The sequence below is a fragment of the Chryseobacterium sp. genome (assembly GCF_045629545.1).
GTDB lineage: Bacteria > Bacteroidota > Bacteroidia > Flavobacteriales > Weeksellaceae > Chryseobacterium.
This window is the reverse complement of sequence record NZ_JAZQRK010000010.1, coordinates 1-18,683: the sequence shown is the minus strand read 5'-3', so window position 1 is coordinate 18,683 and position 18,683 is coordinate 1. Positions and strand designations below refer to the sequence as shown.

Genomic DNA, 18,683 nt, shown 5'->3' with positions numbered 1-18,683 from the left:
TTCGAGGGTTTTTTCTTACATTTGATCTCGAAAAACACTTATCAATCCTATGAAAAAGAATATATTTTTATTTCTTTCTATCTTTTCTATCTTCATTTATTCATGTAAAAGCGAGAAAACCATTCAAGAGCAAAAAGTAAATAAGCAAGCTATTGTAGATTCTACGATTACTGCCTTTCAAAAAAAACTTTACGAAAGTCAAATAGATTCTATAGTCAAAAAATATAATTTTAATGGTAGTGTCGCACTATTTAAAGATTCGGTTGACATCTACAGAAAAAATATTGGTTTTGCCAATTTTAAAACAAAAGCAAAAATAGATTCTTCCACTATTTTTGCCATTGGCTCTATCAGCAAGCAATTTACTGCTGTTCTTATTTTAAAAGAAATTGAAAAAGGAACATTGAAATTAGAAGACACCGTTTCTCAATATCTAAAAGAATTTCAAACCAAAGAATACGAGAACATTACCATCAAACAATTGCTAAATCATACTTCAGGAATGAATTTGATGGGACAAAGATTAATGTTCAAAAGTGGCGAAGATTTCAATTATTCTAACGATGGATACAATGCTTTGGGGAAAGTGTTAGAAAATATAACGCAAAAATCCTTTGATGAAAATGCCTTAGAATTGTTTAAAAACGTTGGACTTCAAAATACATTCACTGCAGATTTATATCAAGGTAAAAATTTCGGGAGCGCTTATCTTGGAGATTCAAAACAGCAACAAGAACTTCCCAATATGCCCAAAAGATTATCTGGTAAAGATGTAGGAACGCCTGCAGGTGGCATACTTTCTACCATTGATGATCTTCATCTTTGGAACCAAAAATTGTATACTGGAAAAATCATAAAGCCTGAAACTTTAAAAGCAATGACTACAAAAAGTGCAACAAGAATGCACCAAATATTTGGAAAAATGGGATACGGGCTCGGCATTATGCTGAACGACAAAAAACCTCTAGCCTACTTCCATAGCGGATATGTGAAGGGTTCTGCGTCGCTGAATATCTATTATCCAGAAACCAAAACTTCGGTTATAATCCTTTCTAATCTCGCAGATGAAGGAAAAGGGAAGAACTCTATTTTCAAGCCTCATATTGATATTAAAAGCAGTACAGATCATCTAGAAAACACAGCGATTCAATTTAAAAAATAACAATTACTCTACTATATAATTTTGAATTTTCTTGAGTGTTTGCTTGTGGTTTATAAAATTGAAAATAGCAAATGAAACATTTATTTGTATTACTATAGGTATAAATAGTGTCATCAGAAATCCAATCAGGTGAGAATGTTCTGAACCTTGTAGGTAATTATATAGAAACGAACCATCTCTTAACGTAACCTGAGCCATCAGTCCACTACTTGTAAGTAGTAAACCTACATTTTGTTGATATATCGTATAAAATGATTTGCCTCTAAATTTAAAATCATACTTCATATATTTTTTCATTTTTAGATGAGACAACCACACAATAATTGGTAGTATCACAAAAATCCCATTTTGAATCCTAAAAAGCACACTAAATACATCTACATCTTTAGAGATAAACACGAAAATAAGATTCAAGCCTAAAGAAATTGATGCAACTAATATTGATTTTTTAAGTAGATCCCAATATTTTTCTTTGCTCAGTTTCTTTACAATCATTGGCACTTCATCTTGAAAAAGCAACTTAAATTTCGTTGGTTTCAAATCTTTTTCCCAAGCCAATTTAGTTTCGGTAAATGCATTTTCGAATGTAATCTCTTTTTCGGCTTGTATTTCTGCAATTTGTGTTGACATATGATCTTTTACTTCTAGCAGAATATCCAATGGAAGCTTGTACAGCAACAGATAATCTTCAATTTGTTTAAGTTCTTCTTTTTTCATATTTCTAAAGTAAAATAGTTGTGTTTTTCATTTTGTAATAAGTCATTTGTATTTGTGTAGAAATTCCAAATACAGAAAATATTAGAAAATAAGTGATAGATTCAACCTCGAAAAATGTTCTACTTACCATAAATCCAATTCCAATAATCAAAGCAAAAATCTGATTTCTTATAATTAATGGATGAAAATTGAAGGCGACTAAATCTCTAAATTTTAGATTCTTAAATAAAAATCCATACCCAAGATAAATAAAAAGAATCGCACTGAGACCAAGCATAGAATACAATAGTGAATCTGGAAATAGCACATACAAACCAATAATTCCTAAAGATATCACTAGAGAAATCCCCATTATTCTTCGGAATCTCATTTGCAAAATGGTTTTTTCTATCCTGGCTATTTTTTTAAAGCTAAAAATATCTGCTTTCACCATTTCCAAATCGTACTTCCACAAGATTTTGATTTTGATAAAAGCTTCTTGGAAATTTATTTTTTCCGAAAACATTAGTTCTGAAATTTGAGGCACAAAATGATCTAAAACCTCATTCAATACATTATCAGAAAGTTTTCTACTTTTCAAATAATGTTTAATTTGTAGTAGTTCTTGGTTTGTGATCATCTATTAAAAATTGTATTTAGATTAAACAAATACGATTTCATTTCAACTTCCTGCGTCGCCTGTTGCTTCTTCCCTTTTTCTGTCAGTAGATAATATTTTCTACTCCTTCCGTTTACTTCTTGAGTTTCGGAAAAGATAAGTCCATCAGCTTCCAATTTGTGGAGCAATGGATACAACGCACCTTCCGTCATCTCTAGTTCGCCTTCGGTAAGCTCTTTCGCACGCCGTGTCATTTGGTAACCATACATTTTTACTTCTTTTGAAAGCAATTTCAAAATGATATTTTGTAGCGTTCCTTTATATAAACTATTTTTCTTCAAGATGCCAATATTAATACATCGTAAAATTATGTATAATTTTCTTATGTATTTATTTTTAATTAAAAACTTAGATTTCTCATAAGTTTTATTTAAACTAAAAGATTCGTTTCTAATTAACAAGGTAAAAATCCTTCTCACTATTTATAGTGAAATATCTATTACGCAATGGATTAACCTCGTCAATAGTAGCCAATTCTGTATTTTTACAAAATGAAAACACCTATTTTTATTTTTGTTTTACTTTCCTTTTTTGCAAATGCACAGAAAGTAGACAATTCATTTCATGGCTTTTATCAAGAGAAAAAAGACAATACCTTCTATAAGCAATTTGAATTTGATGGCAATGGCAAAGTGCTTATCGCAGGTTTGGATTATGGAGACTTTTTTACCAGAAATGACAGCATTATTGTATATCCAGACAAAAGCTTATTTATATTTAAAATTCAGAAAAATAAAACAATCAAAGGAATTTCAGATTGGGTAGAGAAAGGAATTTGGGAGCCTATCAAGGATTCTATTGTGACAAATAATAGAAAAAATGAGCAACAAGCTCAGCGAGAAGCCCAATTATTAGCTGAATATTATGACAGAACAAAAGCAAAATCGAGTTTAGAAGACTTATTTTCTGGCAAAACAAATCCTGTTTACCAGGAAATGTGTGATAAAGGGCTGTCTAGATCTTGCATGAATCTCTTCGGAATGAAAATGCTAGAGTATACACCAGCCCTTCTTAATGAACCTGAGAAAATTGCATCTAAAAAGCTGAAACCTCATCCTGAATTAATAGCCTTATCCAAAAAAATAGTTGCCCTAGGAAATCCAGAAGGATACACCGTCTTGGGAAGTTACTATCATATATTAGGGTTAAAAGAGAAGGCAAACTCCGAATGGGACAAAGCGATAAAATTGGGAAGTAGAAAAGCGAGCATGGCAAAAGGATTGATAGAATTCGGAAAAAGCTTGGAAGAGTAATTCTCATTTTTTTCGATGGTTAAAAATTAATAAAGATTCTGAGTTTCTGTCTATTTAAATAAATAAGAGAAGCCTTATCTTTGCCTACGATGATTGTAGCAGAGAAAATAATATTAGGAATAGACCCCGGAACTGCCATTATGGGATTCGGGATTATTTCTGTGATAAAAGGACAAATGAAGATGGTCTCGATCCACGAGTTGATTCTAAAAAAACACCCTAACCACGAAACTAAGCTGAAGCATATATTTGATAAAACTTTGGCTCTTATAGACGAATACCATCCTGATGAAGTAGCTTTGGAAGCGCCATTTTTTGGTAAGAATGTACAATCTATGTTGAAATTGGGTCGCGCACAAGGGGTTGCCATGGCAGCAAGCTTACACAGAGATATCCCAATTACAGAATATTCTCCCAAGAAAATAAAAATGGCTATTACGGGAAATGGAAACGCAAGTAAAGAGCAAGTTGCAGGAATGCTAAAAACTCTTCTCAACCTTAAAGAATTTCCTACCAAATATTTGGATGCCTCAGACGGATTGGCGGTTGCCGTTTGCCATCACTTCAATTCTGGGACGATATCCGATTCTAAATCTTATACAGGTTGGGATGCTTTCCTAAAACAGAACCCTGAACGCTTGAAATAACCTATAATATAAAATAAAAAGGTAGATTCGCTAACCTTTATAAATACAAAAGAGTTTGGCATTGTACCAAACTCTTTTTTTCATGACCATAGCAAGTATGTTTGCTAAAATTTTAGTTGTTCAAAAACTTTTTAGATTCTTTAATTTTATCATTAGAATAATTGATGATGTAAGAACCCTTCAGTAATTCGTTGGTTATTTGAATTTCGTTGGTTTTCGTATTTCCTTTTTGAAATAATTTACCACTCATATCATAAATTTGATATTCTCCGAAATACGCATTGTTACTTCCCATCAATTTTAGTTTGTTTTCATTTTTAAGATAAACAAGTTTCGTATCCACATTGTCTTTCACATCAGAAGTTCCTAAAACATCCAAAATTCTTACCGCATAATCTTCCATTTGTCCGTATTGCAAAGGAGAACAAGCATCGAAATCGGGCAATGCTGTAGTGGTCTGAAATGTAGCAGCATCTACTGCTACTCTCATCCTTAGATAAGTATTTTTCACAGCATTTGCTGGAGCCGTTACATTACCCGTGATGATAGGATAAGAATTAGAAGCTACATTAGCAGGAGAAATATGATTGATAACCAATTCACTAGCTTCAAAACTTCCGTTATTATTATAATCGATCCAAACTTTAGTTCTAAATTTATTGGGTATGCTAAATCCGTTAAGATAAGTAACTTCCAAAGGTGTTGCTGTACCCACCGCTATATCTGTGCTGTATGCAGGTCTAATACAACTCGCTGCAGTAAAATCTGCAAAGAATACCGGTGCTATCTCATCAGAATCATATCCATTGGTCGTACTACTTATAGAGCCGAAATTAACTTTTGTTGGTCCTATCGCAAAATTGTTATTAGTAGGATGTAATGTAGTAGGGGGATTACAAACTGCTGGGATTACCGAGACTGTAGAAGGAGGAATAGCAGACAGATCTTTTGCTGCTGTAGAATTTATCAAATTTTTTCTATACTCCATCATGCTCAATATCGCACGATCTCTTTGCCCATCTGTAAATTTTCTTTCAACACTCGTATAATTCATGATGTTATATTGCGTCCCATCATAGTTGACATTGGTGCATGGATCTATCGCATTATTATTGGGCACTGTTACACCGTACATACTTCTAGAAGGCGATGTGTCGCATACTCCATCTCCCGTAGTGGCACAATTACCATTAGGTGGACAAGCGTTTTGAATGGTATAACCTATTCCTTGGAAGGTATGATAAAGACCAAAAGCATGTCCTAATTCATGTGTAAGTGTAGTATCATTTGTATTTTTTATGGTTGCCACCTTCATAAAACTTTCATAATCGAAATCGTAAGAATTTGGGAAGGCAGCATATCCCATCAAACCATAGGTAAGCTGTTGCTGGCCATCAAATCCTATAACTACGTAGATATTAAAGTATGAGTTTTCTGGCCAATGTGGGGCAACTTGTGTTTTTATCAAATAATCGTCTGCACCATTAGAAGTTTGCATACTTACTCCATAATCATCGTATCCTGGTATTGTACTACCATTGTATCTTACTATACCACTCGTAGTTTCGCAATTCGGAGCACGTTTAGCTAATACTAGACGGAATGGCATCACAGAACCACCTGTTGGCCCTGGTCCCTCAGTATAAAATCCATTTCCATACGTAGTAGCATACATAGAATTCGCACGATCGATCCAATTGGTAATTTCTGTATCCGTCACTGAAAGATTAGAATTCGAAGTCGCTGATGACTCTATTACATGCACTACTACTGGTATTTCATACACTTGTCCTGTGTACAAAGCGTTAGCATAAGTAGATTCACCATATTTGCTTAGTAATAATTTTTTCATGTTAGAATCTGCCATGCGCTCGCTGAATGCATCTCTATTCTTTTTTAGGTCAGGATATTTCTTATCCAGTCTGCTCATCACAGCATCAAAACCGCATTTCTCGCCCTGAAAAGTTTGCGAAAAAGCCTGATTAAAGAATACCAAAAGCGCCAGTATACCAATTTTATTCATTCCCTCTGATTTTTTTTGATTATTTGGCAACAAATCTAATCTTTTTTTAATGATAAGCAAACGATTAGGGTAATTTAATTTATTATTAAAAATTATTATAATTCTACATGTCTACAAAATCTTTGTTTAAATAAGAAAATAAAAATCTACTTGGCAAAACCTATTACTTGTTGTAACATTGGTATGATTTTTACTATGATAAGGGTATAATTTATTTGTGAAATGCGAAACACTAAACAACCTATAAATCAGGTAGGTTATACCAGCAATGGGTTCCAGAAATTCTTGATGATCTGTTCTGGAGCTAATCTTCATATCCTAAAGAAAACTCCTAGCGAATGGAATAAATTTGCGGGTATTGGAGGGATTGTACTTTTCACTGCCGTGTTTGCTACGTTGTCTGCAGGTTATGCTATGTTCACTGTATTTGATGATCTTCTGATTGCGATTAGCTTCGGGATTTTGTGGGGATTAATGATTTTTAATTTAGATCGATATATTGTTTCGTCCATTAAAAAAACGGGAACTTGGTGGAACCAAATATTAATGTCTATTCCGAGGTTGATTTTGGCAACATTTTTAGGAATTATTATTTCTAAACCTTTAGAATTAAAAATATTCGAAAAAGAGGTGAATAAACAACTGAATACCATTATCCAAAGGAATAAAAAACAATTGCAAGGGGAAATGAGTGGCAGAATTCTTCAGCAAAGTGGACCTTTCGAAACTGAAAAGAAACAAATTTCCGATAAAATAGCTTTGTACCAAAAATCTTATGATTCGGCAGCAGTAGAATTGGAGAAAGAAATTTTGGGTAAACAATCTGGGCTGACGAGTGGTAAGGTGGGCTTCGGAACCAATGCCAAGCGTAAACAAGAACTGAAAGAACAGCGTTTCCGAGATTTGGAAAATTACCAAAAACAAATTGCTCCAAGATTGGATTATCTTGATAAAGAAATTTCTAAAGTATATACCAACCTAGAAACAGAAAGGAAATCTACAGAAACGTTTGAAGATAAATACAATGGGTTTGCGGCTAGACTTCAAGCGCTAGATGAATTGGGGAAAAATTCTGCGATTATAGCTACTGCAGCAGCCTTTATCATGGGCTTATTTATCTGTTTGGAAATTTCTCCTGTTTTGATAAAACTCATCTCTGGCGTTGGACCTTATGATTATCTATTGGAAAAAACTGAAAACGAATATAAATTGTATGCTAAAGAGAAAATAACCAAGGGAAGTTTAGCAACAGATAATCGAATAAGGAAATTTGAGGATGATTTGGATGAAAATTCATCCTCATGAAAACAAAAAAGGCTTACAGGAAATCTGTAAGCCTATTATATTTTATAGCCCCGATTGTAGCGGCATCCTTTTTTGATAGCTTTTGGCAAGCTGGGCCAAAAAAGATACAGTGGAAAGCGGGAATTAGCTTCTAAAAACTGAATTCTTATAGAGAATAGTTAGGCGCTTCTTGTGTGATAATAACGTCGTGAGGATGAGATTCTTTAAGACCACTTCCTGTAATCATTACCATTTTAGATTCGTTTTGAAGAGTTGTAATATCTTTAGAACCACAGTACCCCATACCTGCCCTAAGACCTCCTGTTAATTGGAAAATCACGTCTTCTATTTTCCCTTTGTGAGGAACTCTACCTTCTATACCTTCTGGAACAAATTTCTTAGCTTCAGATTGGAAGTACCTTTCTTTACCTCCTCTCTTCATTGCAGAAAGACTTCCCATCCCTTGGTAAGACTTGAATTTTCTACCTTGGAAGATAATTTCTTCTCCTGGAGCTTCGTCTGTTCCTGCTAAAAGTGAACCTAGCATTACTGCTCCTGCTCCACTAGCAATTGCTTTTACAATATCACCTGAAAGTTTGATCCCTCCATCTGCGATTACGGTAACGTTTTTGCTTTTTGCGTATTCGTATACGTTGTAGATTGCTGATAACTGAGGAACTCCTACACCAGCTACAACTCTAGTTGTGCAGATAGAACCTGGTCCTACCCCTACTTTTACTACATTTGCACCTGCTTCTATAAGATCTTTTGCCGCTTCTGCAGTTACTATATTTCCACCTACAATATCCAATTCTGGATAAGCAGCACGTATCTCTGAAATTTTATCTAAAACTCCTTTAGAATGTCCATGTGCAGAATCTATACCGATAATATCTACGCCAGCTTTCACCAGTGCAGCTACTCTATCCATTGTATCTTCTCCTACCCCTACACCTGCTCCTACAATAAGGCGACCTTTATCATCTTTGTTTGAGTTTGGGTATTCTAGTTGATTATCGATATCCTTGATGGTGATAAGACCTACCAATTTGTTTTCCTTGTCTACGATAGGTAATTTTTCTACTCTATTTTTAAGTAGGATCTCTTTGGCAATCTCTAGATTGGTATCTTTATCTGAAGTGATAAGATTTTCTTTGGTCATGATCTGTTCTACCTTTCTATCTAGATCTACCTGATACTTCACATCTCTATTGGTGATAATACCAACTAATACATTATCTGCATCTACCACAGGAAGACCAGAAATTTTATAACGAGCCATTGTTTCTTTAGCTTCAGCCAAAGTATGGTCTTTCGTTAATGTAACAGGATCTGATATCATTCCGTTCTCAGAACGTTTTACCATGTTTACTTGGCTTGCTTGCTCGGCAATCGTCATATTTTTATGGATAAAACCCAAACCACCAACTCTCGCTAATGCAATCGCCAAATCGCCTTCGGTAACTGTGTCCATGGCAGCAGAAACGATAGGTACGTTAAGGGTAATTTTGTCGGTAAGTCGTGATTTTAAAGAAACTTGATTCGGTAAAATTTCTGAATAAGAAGGTACTAGAAGAACATCATCGAAAGTGATGGCTGTCTCTACAATTTTGTTATGAATAGACATCTTTACTTTCTTGCAAAATTAAGTTTTTTTGGCGAGATACGAAAATACTTTTTGATAGTTTACATTTTATTTAATAAAACACCATTAAAACTGAAAAAACCGCATCCTAAGGACACAGTTTAAACAATATTAATAGTAGGAAATGAATTCGTTTTTATGCTAAATACCAAAGTGAAGCTCCATAAAACTGCGTTTGGTATCCAAAATCTGTTTTTGCTCTGTAGAAAGCAACATCAATTGGCTAATTGATTTGTTTTAAACTTCCTCCAGAAACTTTGCTAATATTGGATTCTATTTCTGGATTTCCTTTGTATCGAACAGATCCACCAGAAGAAGCCTTTACTTTCATTTTGTCTTTTACATTTACATTAGCACTACTTCCTGAGGTCGATTCTATAATGGTATTATTGGTTCTAAAATCTACACCATCTAAAGAAGCACCACTGCTCACATCAAAAAATCCCTCATTAGCACTTCCTTTTAGTTCTACATTGGCACCACTAGAATTTTTCACACTAATTCTTTGTGATGAAATGTTAGCTTTCACATTAGATCCTGAACTGGCATTAATAATAAGGGCATCTCTTATTTTCAATTTTCCTACTACAGAACCACCAGATGAAGTCTCAAGATCAAAATTATCCATACTTAGTTCATCTACAATGGTGAGCTGAGCACCCGATAATGCTTTAACGTTTTTCAGATGAGGAGCAGAAACATTGATGCTTAAATTCTTGAATCTTAAATTGTTCTTACCTTTATTATCAATATAAATTTTAAGGGTTCCATTTTCTACTTTCGTGATAATATTTCCCAGTTTATCTGCATCTGCAATTACTTTAACGCTAGTTTTAGATTCTTGTTTATACACTACTTTTACACCAGTACTAACATGTAAAGCTGAAAATTCGCCAACGTTTCTTGTTTCTCCATTCAGATAATTACTAATATCTGCAATAGTTTCAGTTTTGCTAGTTGAAGGATTAAGAAATGTGAAATTACTAGCCGAAATCATTTTGTCAACATCTACTTTTTTTATCTTTCCATTTAATAAAAATATAATGTTTTCTTCTTTGGAATCAATGTTAAATATCAAATTCTCTAAATAGCCCCCTTTTTCTCCTTCTGCTAGAAACCTTATGGAGGAACCGTTATTATTAGCCGACATCAATTCTTCAAAATCTAATTTCCTTAAAGCAGCATTGACACGATCTACTTTTTGAACATTTAATTTTTCGATTTCGATATTCTCAGATTTTAATCTTTCTGGATAAGTGGCTTTGGTTAAAATTAACATTTTGACACCATCCACTTGGCTTAGAATAGGTTTTATATTTTTAATATAATCATCATCTATATCAATGCTTTTAAGAAGGCTAAACATCGGCTTTTTAATATCGATAGAAGTTACTTTACCCGATTTTTCGAAATTTCGGAAAAACTCATCCAGTTTTTCTGTTTGTGCAGAACACAACACAAAGCTGGTAGAAAAAATAGTGAGTAGGAAAAGTATATATTTCATGTAGTTAGTTTTAGTATTCTTCATTATAATTTTCGTTTTTATGTGCACTCGCCACCGATTTTTGGTACTTATTGCCTAATCTCATCAGAGAGTATTGTGTCACTTCCAATGCTTCCTCCTCATTGGTTATTTTCTTACCATTAACGATGACATATGAAGATTGGTATTGGGTAGAATCTTCTGAAGTGGTATTTTTCAACTGTTTATTATCTACAAAACGAGGTTTAGATTCTTTTTTAATTCTTGCTCTTTTAGACAAAATATCATCCAAAACATCTTTTTCGGCGATGGTATTTTCTTGGAAAATAGAATCTTTCTTGGCACCAACAATAGAATCTGGAAGATGTACAGCTACTTGATGCTCGTGATCCTGATTTTCTTTTATAAATTTAGATTTTTGCTTAATAATTTCACTTTCTACATACTTACCTTGCTCTTCTAGATTTTGTTGAAAGAATAAACCATACACAATTCCTAAGCTAGCAACTAATAGTACGCTGGCAGCCATCCAAAACCATTTTGGCAACGATGGTTTTTTGTGAATAGGAATAATTGGAACTTCCTCAATATTTTCCGCCTTTTGAAGAAAATCTTCAAAATCCCAATCCATTTTCTCCTCCCTTAAGTCTTGAAAGATTTGGTTATATTGTTCCTGAGATTGATCTTTGTTCATAACTCATCAGTTGAGAAATTTGTTCTTTTACTTTTTGTCTAGCGCGCATCAAGTTTAGCCTTACTGCATTTTCTTCCATATCTATCATTTTAGAAATTTCAGAAACTTCATACTCTTCTACATCTTTCAGATGGATCACCATTTTTTGTTTCTCCGGAAGTTTATTGATAAATCCGATGATATGCTCTTTTAGGTTATTCACATCCATGCTGTACAATTCGGACCGATAAAGCTGTAGATCTGCGAAACCCAATTTTACATCATGATGTTTCAATCGGTTTAGGCATTCGTTTCTTACAGATTTTAAAATATAAGATTTCAAATTCCCAAACTGTGCCAACTCTTCTTTTTTCTGCCACAATTTAATCATCAAATCTTGTACTATATCTTCCGCTTCATCACTACTCACCACAAATCTTTTCGCAAAACGATACATCTCATCTTTGAGAATGAAAACCGTATTCTTGAAAATCTCTTGGGTCATATTTTTGTTTGTATAAGTAAGACAATCTATTAAGCTAAAGTATTACATCTAAAACTAAAAAAACATTTAAAAGTCTACATCTTCCTAAAAACACATTTAATTAATTTTTCTTTTTAAAGAATAATAATTTACTTATCTTTAGTTTAATTAAAAAAATTGATGAAAATTAAATTCCAAAATCCATGTTCAGTACTTTGGGAAAGTATGCAAGACGATCCTAATGGAAAATTTTGCGATAAATGTTCTAAATGCGTCATTGATTTTACTGATAAAACAGAAGAACAAATTGAGAATTTTCTAAAGAAAGAAAATGGAAATGAAATCTGTGGTAGAATTACAACAAAGTCATTATCTGCCGCAGCAGCGGGAATTGTCTTAATGACAAATCTTACATTTGCTCAAGCACAAGCGAAAAATAATTTTGGCTCTACTACCGAACAGAAAATTACTAATACCACAAGAATATCGGGGAAAATCGTTCACAAAACAAAAAAGAAAGCTATTGCAAATGCTGGAATAATTTTTGTTTCTAAAAAACAATACTTAAAAACTTTTTCCGCAGAAAATGGTGAATTTTCTTTAGAAATACCTACCACTATTTTAGAAAAAAACAATTTATTATATATAAATTTTGATGAAATTAATTCTCAAATCAGAAATAAACCTGAAAGAAAACCGCCGATTGTTATAGATGATGATTTGTTTGAAAATGCTACTATTTTCTTTTCTAAAAACGATAATATAAGAGATAAAGAATTTCAAATAGAATCTAAACAAGTTTATATTGGAGGAATAGCAATAATGGTAGAAAGTCCGCCAGATTACTATTATTTTAACGGAAAAAGCATTAGCGAAAGAAAATTCGAAAACCTTAGAAAAGAGCATCCAGAATATCAATTCTTTATCTTCAGTGGCAAAGAAGCTAACGTAGTAGCCAATAAAAGTTATATTAATGTTGTAAGGTTGCTATTTTCTAACTAAAAAAACTTCAAAATAATTTGAAGTTTTTTAGCTATTTCTTTTAATATTCGTTAAAAATATGTTTAAGAATTGCTTTGTCGTCGTCGGTAAGAGGTATTTTTCTTCTTGCCATTGCTTTTTCAGCCACTTCGTATGCTTTATCTAGTTTAAATTTTTCATCGTCTCTAAATCCACCCCAAGAAAAACTATCAATTAGGTTTGGAGGAAATCCTGCCTTGAAAATATTAGATGCCACACCAATTACTGTACCTGTGTTTAGTTGGGTATTAATAGCAGTTTTAGAATGATCTCCCATGATAACACCAGCAAATTGCAACCCTGTATCCTGAAAAGCTTTAGTTCTGTAGCTCCATAATTTTACATTGCCATAATTATTCTTGAGATTAGATGAGTTGGTATCGGCACCAAGATTACACCATTCTCCTATTACAGAATTCCCAATGAAACCATCATGCCCCTTATTGGTATATCCAAAAATAATAATATTACTTACTTCTCCACCCACTTTACAATGTGGGCCAATGGTTGTAGCACCGTAAATTTTTGCACCTAGATTAAATTTGGATTCTTCACATAAGGCAATGGGTCCACGCAGATTACAGCCCTCCATTACTTCAGCGTTTTTCCCAATATAGATTTTACCGGTTTTGGTATTAATTGTAGAAAATTCTACTTGCGCGCCCTCTTCAATGAAAAGATCTTGCTTATTGCCTAAGAACCCGTTGGTTTCAGAAAGTTCCTGAGAAATTTTATCTTTGGTCAAAAGTTCAAAATCGAAATCGATAGCGTCTTTATTGAAGGTGAATAAATCTGTAGGTTTTTTAAAGAATACTAAGTTTTCTGTAATATCTGTCATTTTCTCTATTTGATTGAGAGAAAAGCCTTTCATATTTATTCTTGCAGCAACCAGCTCATCTTCATAAACCAAAGCTTCACCTAGCTTTAGATCTTTTATTTGCTGAATCACCGTAGATGTAGGTAGAAAATTGGGAACCAAAAATAAACTTTCTACATCGTCTGGACTATTATATTTGGTTTGCAAAAAAAGTTCTGTAAAAAAAGAAATCTCACCGTTGCCTAAAATCTTCATCCATCTTTCTGTAAATGTCAGAATGCCACATCGCATTTCTGCTACAGGTCTAGTAAAAGTAAGAGGAAGAAAATCTTCCCAATACTGTGCGTCTGAAAAAACTATTTGCATTTTATATATAAAGTTATTTGGTTTAATAATAATCTGAAAGCTCTTGTACAAAAGGATTTTATCATTTTTCTAGAAAGTTTCATCATCAATCTATCAGATATTTTTCCATACAAAAATACAATAAAAAAAGTCTTCCAAAAATTTGGAAGACTTTGATATCTTTAAAATCAAAAAATTACTTAGCGAATTTTTTGTATTTATTCATAAACTTGTCTACTCTACCAGCAGTATCCACTAATTTAGTTTTTCCTGTGTAGAATGGGTGAGAACTTGAAGAGATTTCCATCTTGATCAAAGGATACTCTTGTCCTTCATACTCGATTGTGTCTTTAGTCTCAGCAGTAGATTTGCTAAGAAATACCTCGTCGTTACTCATATCTTTGAAAACAACTAGTCTATAATTTTCTGGGTGAATTCCTTTTTTCATAATACAATTTTTAAAAAAAATTAAAGTTTTTGCTTCTGAAATAGTAATGGTATTTCTCTGCTAAATTTTAGGTTGCAAAAATACAATATTTTTTATAATATACAAATAGAAGTACATAATTTTTTTGTTTATAAGAAATCTAAAGTATTTTCGTTAAATTTGAAACTTATCAAAATTATGCAATCAATGAAATTCAAATTACTGTTGTTTTGTTCCTTCTGGATGCTGTTATTGGCCATTTCTTGTAACAAGGATGAGATCTCTTTTGATGCGCCTACGCAAGATCTTAGATTTTCTAGAGACACTGTATTTTGTGATACCGTTTATCACCAAGTACGTTCTGAAACCTATGTAGTGAAAGTTTTCAATAATGAGGATAAAGATGTGATGATACCTAGAATTAATTTGGAAAAAGGCGCTGCATCACTCTATAAAATAAATGTGGATGGAAAATCTGGACACGACTTCAAGAATGTACCCCTGAGAAAAAAAGACAGTTTATATATTTTTGTGGAGATTGCACCACAAGCTACCGGCCCAGAAGCGATAGCAGAAGATAGAGTCCTATTTTCTACGGCAAATGGACAACAGCATGTAACCTTATTTTCGGTAGTACAAGACGCAGAATTTTTCATAGAAACTCCTACTAATCCTAATGTACTATCCACTCATACCACGTGGACAAGTGATAAGGCAAAGATTATCTATGGAGATCTAACTGTTAATCCTAATATTACCTTGGATGTAGAACCAGGAACGAAAATCTATTTCCATAAAAATAGTGGAATGAAGGTATTGAATGGAGGAACTCTAAATCTTAATGGAACTAAAGACAAACAAATTGTTCTTCGTGGTGATAGAAATGATACTTATTATGATACCATCCCAAGAAATTGGAATTCTATAAGAATGGAAGCTGCATCCATACTGAATATGAACCACACCCGATTATTCGGAGGAACTACAGGTCTAGATTTGAGACAAGCTAATGCTAATATCAACAATTCGATGATCCACACTTTTTACGATTATGGAATACATGCGGTTGCCTCCAAGGTACTTGCAAGCAATTTGGTAATGAGTAATTGCGGGGAATCTTGCGTAGGGATTTTCAAAGGTGGAAACCATCAGTATACCCATTCTACTATTGCCAACTATTCAGATCTAATGGTTTCTAGAAATCGAGTAGGAATTTTTGCTACTAACGAGTGGAAAAATGACGCAGGACAACCAGAACAAGGCGCTCTGCAGCAGCTTAATATTCTGAATAGTATTGTGTATTCTGATAGAGATAATGCCGTGAATTTCGAGCAAATGCCAGGGCAACAATTTAATTTTTTAATTCAAAATTCTTTATTAAAATATTCTAACACTTCAGATGCAGGATTTCCTTTTGACAGTAATGCGAGTATCATCCAAAGTACGAAGAATGACGACCCAAAATTCATCAACTATTTTGCAGCGCAGATGAATCTTAGAGTAAAAACAGATTCGCCAGCTAAGAACAAGGGTAATGCTTCCATCGCTGCTACAGTTCCTACAGATATTGTAGGCGTTTCTAGAACCACAAATCCAACGTTAGGCGCTTATCAATAATGGAAATAACTCAACTGCAAAACCAAGTAGACGAATGGATAAAAACCATTGGCGTACGCTACTTTAATGAGCTTACCAATATGGCAATGCTTACCGAAGAAGTAGGTGAAGTTGCCCGAATAATTGCCCGCCGATATGGCGAACAAAGCGAGAAGGAAAGCGATAAAACTAAGGATTTAGGTGAGGAGTTGGCCGATGTTCTTTTCGTTACTTTATGTCTTGCAAATCAAACAGGTACCAATTTGCAAGAAGCATTTGACAAGAAAATGAAAGTGAGGACAGAACGAGATAAAGACCGTCATCACAACAATGAAAAATTAAAATAATAGCGTAAAGATTCGTTCTAATTTTTAGCCAAAATGAATCTTTAAATTCACCTTAGAAGTAAGAAAAACAATGAAGATTCTGCACTCCAAATTACTTGAAAATAAACTCATAAAAATCAGCGGTTCGAAAAGTATTTCGAATCGTTTGTTGATTTTAGAAAGTCTTTTTAGTGCCATTCGTATTACCAATCTTTCCAATTCTCAAGATACTCAATTGCTCAAAAAAGCGTTAGAAACCGAGACCGAATTGATAGATATCCATCATGCTGGGACAGCGATGCGTTTTCTCACTTCTTACTATGCAATAAAAGAAGGTAAAACAACAATTCTTACGGGTTCTGAAAGGATGAAACAACGTCCTATAAAGGATTTGGTAAAGGCTCTACAAAATCTAGGAGCTGATATTACCTATCTAGAAAATGAAGGATTTCCACCTTTAAAAATTGTTGGTGAAAAAATTTCAGTAGAAAAAGTAAATGTTCCGGCACATATTTCGAGTCAGTTTATCACATCTCTCCTACTTATTGCTGGAAAATTGGAAAATGGTTTAGAAATAAACTTGGTTGGGGAAATTACTTCTCGATCTTATATTGAAATGACTTTAGAAATTCTGAATCAGTTTGGAATAAAAAATACATTCGAAGGCAATACCATAAAAGTAGATTATTACAAAGATTCTTCTACAGAAAATCAGCAATATGAAGTAGAAAGCGATTGGAGCTCGGCATCTTACTTTTATTCTTTTGCAACCATTGGACGAAAAACAATTTCTCTGAAAAGTTTTTATCCAAAATCTACACAAGGAGATTCTGCAATTGCTAAGATTTACGAAAAGTTTTTTGGTCTAAAAACGATTTTCGATTCATCTCAACAGCTTTTAACATTAGAACCTATTGAGGATTTTTCTTTTCCTGAAAGTATCAATTTGGATATGAATAATTGCCCAGACATTGCACAAACTCTTTGCGTAACGGCAACGGCTTTGCAGATTCCTTTTGAAATTTCTGGATTAGGAACTTTAAAAGTAAAAGAAACAGATCGACTTTTGGCTCTTCAAAACGAACTCATAAAGATTGGTGCAAAAACTTACATTACAAATTCTACAATACAATCTTTGGAATTTGTAAAACCAGAACCTAATATTTCTATAAAAACATACCAAGATCACAGGATGGCAATGAGTTTTGCTCCTTATTGCTTGATTTCCGAAATTACTATTGAAGACGAAAATGTGGTAGAAAAATCATACCCTCAATTTTGGGAAGATATCCACAAAATATTAGAATAATATGAAAAAAAATATTTTCAACTTCTTTTTTATTTTCATTACAATTTTTGTAACAGCGCAAAATAAATTTAAATTGCCAAAAAACTATAATCTTGTACAAGAATTAGAAGGTGATCTTGATAATGATGGTGTAGCAGAAAAAATAATTTTAGCAAATACAGATGTCCTGTTAGATGGTATTGATAATGCTAATTTTAAAAGAGAACTATTAATCTATAAAAAGAAAAATAGTAAATATGAAATCTGGAAGACAGGTGGAGATTTTCTTATTTCGTCACGAGATGGTTTTTATCCTGACGATAATACAATTGAAATAAAGGTTAAAAAAAATGTATTAACCATACATCAAAAATTATATTTGAATTCAAAAACAACAGAAATAGATCATTTTACCTTTAGATTTCAAAACAATGATCTTTTTTTAATAGGTTCAAGAATTTACTTTCAAAAAAATTGTGATGGAGAAATTGTAAACGAAATAAATTTTTCAACAGGTAAATGCATCTTAAAAGAAGATTATGAAGTTTGCGAAGATGATAGTTCCGTAAAGACAAACAGCATTTACAAAGAGTTTATTCATAAATTTACAAAACTTATTAGTTTCAGAGAATTTATTAGCGGACAACACAGTATAAAAGTTCCCAATACAAATAAAACAATTACTTATTAAATGTCAAAAACCATTATAATTACAGGAACATCATCAGGAATCGGATTTACGCTTGCCGAATATTTCGGAAAAAAAGGACATCAAGTATATGGACTCAGTAGAAAATTTACACAAAGTGAGTATTTCAAGTCTATTCCTACAGAT

At 33.1% G+C, this 18,683-nt stretch carries 19 protein-coding genes and 1 pseudogene; 10 read left to right on the top strand and 10 right to left on the bottom strand.

Features of this window, described 5'->3' with window-relative positions:
• The first annotated feature begins 49 nt into the window (after window positions 1-49).
• Entirely contained in the window at window positions 50-1,162 is a 1,113-nt protein-coding gene (locus tag ACKI42_RS01980) for a serine hydrolase domain-containing protein (protein WP_407401907.1), read from the top strand.
• Between the two features lie 3 nt (window positions 1,163-1,165).
• Here ACKI42_RS01980 and ACKI42_RS01975 read toward each other — a convergent pair whose 3' ends face one another.
• Genes ACKI42_RS01975 through ACKI42_RS01965 form a run of 3 tightly spaced genes read right to left on the bottom strand, consistent with a single transcriptional unit; the run spans window position 1,166 to window position 2,818 of the window.
• The gene (locus ACKI42_RS01975) at window positions 1,166-1,879 is read right to left on the bottom strand and encodes a hypothetical protein (protein WP_407401905.1); all 714 of its coding nucleotides are present in this window, start codon (window positions 1,877-1,879) and stop codon (window positions 1,166-1,168) included.
• 4 nt (window positions 1,880-1,883) lie between these two features.
• The gene (locus ACKI42_RS01970; protein WP_407401903.1) at window positions 1,884-2,498 is read right to left on the bottom strand and encodes a hypothetical protein; all 615 of its coding nucleotides are present in this window, start codon (window positions 2,496-2,498) and stop codon (window positions 1,884-1,886) included.
• The gene (locus ACKI42_RS01965) at window positions 2,495-2,818 is read right to left on the bottom strand and encodes a PadR family transcriptional regulator (RefSeq protein ID WP_407401901.1); all 324 of its coding nucleotides are present in this window, start codon (window positions 2,816-2,818) and stop codon (window positions 2,495-2,497) included. The genes ACKI42_RS01970 and ACKI42_RS01965 overlap by 4 nt, the downstream gene beginning before the upstream one ends.
• Before the next feature lie 210 nt (window positions 2,819-3,028).
• Here ACKI42_RS01965 and ACKI42_RS01960 point away from each other — a divergent pair, with 210 nt between their 5' ends.
• Together ACKI42_RS01960 and ruvC are read left to right on the top strand one after the other, a co-directional pair.
• Window positions 3,029-3,790 (top strand): hypothetical protein, encoded by a 762-nt coding sequence (locus tag ACKI42_RS01960; protein ID WP_407401899.1) that lies wholly within the window; start codon window positions 3,029-3,031, stop codon window positions 3,788-3,790.
• Window positions 3,791-3,882: 92 nt separating this feature from the next.
• Window positions 3,883-4,437 carry a crossover junction endodeoxyribonuclease RuvC gene (ruvC, locus tag ACKI42_RS01955; RefSeq protein WP_407402051.1) on the top strand — a complete coding sequence of 185 codons (555 nt, stop codon included), beginning with the start codon at window positions 3,883-3,885 and terminating at the stop codon, window positions 4,435-4,437.
• 112 nt (window positions 4,438-4,549) lie between these two features.
• Here the strand turns inward: ruvC and ACKI42_RS01950 are convergent, their stop codons facing one another.
• Window positions 4,550-6,460 (bottom strand): zinc-dependent metalloprotease, encoded by a 1,911-nt coding sequence (locus ACKI42_RS01950; protein WP_407401897.1) that lies wholly within the window; start codon window positions 6,458-6,460, stop codon window positions 4,550-4,552.
• A 222-nt stretch (window positions 6,461-6,682) separates the two neighbouring features.
• On the opposite strand from ACKI42_RS01950, the gene ACKI42_RS01945 reads away from it, so the two are divergent.
• Complete coding sequence (locus ACKI42_RS01945) at window positions 6,683-7,765, top strand: DUF4407 domain-containing protein (RefSeq protein ID WP_407401895.1); 1,083 nt, start codon at window positions 6,683-6,685, stop codon at window positions 7,763-7,765.
• A 145-nt stretch (window positions 7,766-7,910) separates the two neighbouring features.
• On the opposite strand, the gene guaB is transcribed toward ACKI42_RS01945, so the two are convergent.
• From guaB to ACKI42_RS01925, 4 genes are all read right to left on the bottom strand, one after another.
• Window positions 7,911-9,371 (bottom strand): IMP dehydrogenase, encoded by a 1,461-nt coding sequence (guaB, locus tag ACKI42_RS01940; protein WP_407401893.1) that lies wholly within the window; start codon window positions 9,369-9,371, stop codon window positions 7,911-7,913.
• Window positions 9,372-9,612: 241 nt separating this feature from the next.
• Entirely contained in the window at window positions 9,613-10,893 is a 1,281-nt protein-coding gene (locus ACKI42_RS01935) for a DUF4252 domain-containing protein (protein WP_407401891.1), read from the bottom strand.
• A 10-nt stretch (window positions 10,894-10,903) separates the two neighbouring features.
• Entirely contained in the window at window positions 10,904-11,566 is a 663-nt protein-coding gene (locus ACKI42_RS01930; RefSeq protein ID WP_407401889.1) for a hypothetical protein, read from the bottom strand.
• The gene (locus ACKI42_RS01925; RefSeq protein WP_407401887.1) at window positions 11,535-12,050 is read right to left on the bottom strand and encodes an RNA polymerase sigma factor; all 516 of its coding nucleotides are present in this window, start codon (window positions 12,048-12,050) and stop codon (window positions 11,535-11,537) included. Before ACKI42_RS01925 ends, ACKI42_RS01930 begins: the two co-directional genes overlap by 32 nt.
• Window positions 12,051-12,209: 159 nt before the next feature.
• Here ACKI42_RS01925 and ACKI42_RS01920 point away from each other — a divergent pair, with 159 nt between their 5' ends.
• Entirely contained in the window at window positions 12,210-13,031 is an 822-nt protein-coding gene (locus ACKI42_RS01920; protein WP_407401885.1) for a hypothetical protein, read from the top strand.
• Between the two features lie 40 nt (window positions 13,032-13,071).
• On the opposite strand, the gene ACKI42_RS01915 is transcribed toward ACKI42_RS01920, so the two are convergent.
• Both ACKI42_RS01915 and ACKI42_RS01910 read right to left on the bottom strand, forming a co-directional pair.
• Entirely contained in the window at window positions 13,072-14,232 is a 1,161-nt protein-coding gene (locus tag ACKI42_RS01915; RefSeq protein ID WP_407401883.1) for a GlmU family protein, read from the bottom strand.
• A gap of 175 nt (window positions 14,233-14,407) precedes the next feature.
• A complete protein-coding gene (locus ACKI42_RS01910; protein ID WP_407401881.1) occupies window positions 14,408-14,659 on the bottom strand; it encodes a type B 50S ribosomal protein L31 in 252 nt (83 codons plus the stop codon).
• 186 nt (window positions 14,660-14,845) lie between these two features.
• Here ACKI42_RS01910 and ACKI42_RS01905 point away from each other — a divergent pair, with 186 nt between their 5' ends.
• From ACKI42_RS01905 to ACKI42_RS01885, 5 genes and pseudogenes are all read left to right on the top strand, one after another.
• Window positions 14,846-16,255: a hypothetical protein gene (locus ACKI42_RS01905; protein ID WP_407401879.1), complete on the top strand. Its 1,410-nt coding sequence runs from the start codon at window positions 14,846-14,848 to the stop codon at window positions 16,253-16,255.
• Entirely contained in the window at window positions 16,255-16,581 is a 327-nt protein-coding gene (locus ACKI42_RS01900; protein WP_407401877.1) for a nucleotide pyrophosphohydrolase, read from the top strand. The genes ACKI42_RS01905 and ACKI42_RS01900 overlap by 1 nt, the downstream gene beginning before the upstream one ends.
• Before the next feature lie 70 nt (window positions 16,582-16,651).
• Complete coding sequence (locus tag ACKI42_RS01895; RefSeq protein ID WP_407401875.1) at window positions 16,652-17,869, top strand: 3-phosphoshikimate 1-carboxyvinyltransferase; 1,218 nt, start codon at window positions 16,652-16,654, stop codon at window positions 17,867-17,869.
• Between the two features lies 1 nt (window position 17,870).
• A complete protein-coding gene (locus ACKI42_RS01890; RefSeq protein WP_407401873.1) occupies window positions 17,871-18,539 on the top strand; it encodes a hypothetical protein in 669 nt (222 codons plus the stop codon).
• Window positions 18,540-18,683 (top strand): annotated as a pseudogene (locus ACKI42_RS01885) (short-chain dehydrogenase/reductase); the annotation flags it as partial. It abuts the gene before it with no gap.

Coding starts and splice junctions, on each gene's coding strand:
- ACKI42_RS01980 (WP_407401907.1), top strand. CDS start 50: ATGAAAAAGAATATATTTTTATTTCTTTCTATCTTTTCTATCTTCATT.
- ACKI42_RS01975 (WP_407401905.1), bottom strand. CDS start 1,879: ATGAAAAAAGAAGAACTTAAACAAATTGAAGATTATCTGTTGCTGTAC.
- ACKI42_RS01970 (WP_407401903.1), bottom strand. CDS start 2,498: ATGATCACAAACCAAGAACTACTACAAATTAAACATTATTTGAAAAGT.
- ACKI42_RS01960 (WP_407401899.1), top strand. CDS start 3,029: ATGAAAACACCTATTTTTATTTTTGTTTTACTTTCCTTTTTTGCAAAT.
- ACKI42_RS01950 (WP_407401897.1), bottom strand. CDS start 6,460: ATGAATAAAATTGGTATACTGGCGCTTTTGGTATTCTTTAATCAGGCT.
- ACKI42_RS01945 (WP_407401895.1), top strand. CDS start 6,683: ATGCGAAACACTAAACAACCTATAAATCAGGTAGGTTATACCAGCAAT.
- guaB (WP_407401893.1), bottom strand. CDS start 9,371: ATGTCTATTCATAACAAAATTGTAGAGACAGCCATCACTTTCGATGAT.
- ACKI42_RS01935 (WP_407401891.1), bottom strand. CDS start 10,893: ATGAAATATATACTTTTCCTACTCACTATTTTTTCTACCAGCTTTGTG.
- ACKI42_RS01930 (WP_407401889.1), bottom strand. CDS start 11,566: ATGAACAAAGATCAATCTCAGGAACAATATAACCAAATCTTTCAAGAC.
- ACKI42_RS01925 (WP_407401887.1), bottom strand. CDS start 12,050: ATGACCCAAGAGATTTTCAAGAATACGGTTTTCATTCTCAAAGATGAG.
- ACKI42_RS01920 (WP_407401885.1), top strand. CDS start 12,210: ATGAAAATTAAATTCCAAAATCCATGTTCAGTACTTTGGGAAAGTATG.
- ACKI42_RS01915 (WP_407401883.1), bottom strand. CDS start 14,232: ATGCAAATAGTTTTTTCAGACGCACAGTATTGGGAAGATTTTCTTCCT.
- ACKI42_RS01910 (WP_407401881.1), bottom strand. CDS start 14,659: ATGAAAAAAGGAATTCACCCAGAAAATTATAGACTAGTTGTTTTCAAA.
- ACKI42_RS01905 (WP_407401879.1), top strand. CDS start 14,846: ATGAAATTCAAATTACTGTTGTTTTGTTCCTTCTGGATGCTGTTATTG.
- ACKI42_RS01900 (WP_407401877.1), top strand. CDS start 16,255: ATGGAAATAACTCAACTGCAAAACCAAGTAGACGAATGGATAAAAACC.
- ACKI42_RS01895 (WP_407401875.1), top strand. CDS start 16,652: ATGAAGATTCTGCACTCCAAATTACTTGAAAATAAACTCATAAAAATC.
- ACKI42_RS01890 (WP_407401873.1), top strand. CDS start 17,871: ATGAAAAAAAATATTTTCAACTTCTTTTTTATTTTCATTACAATTTTT.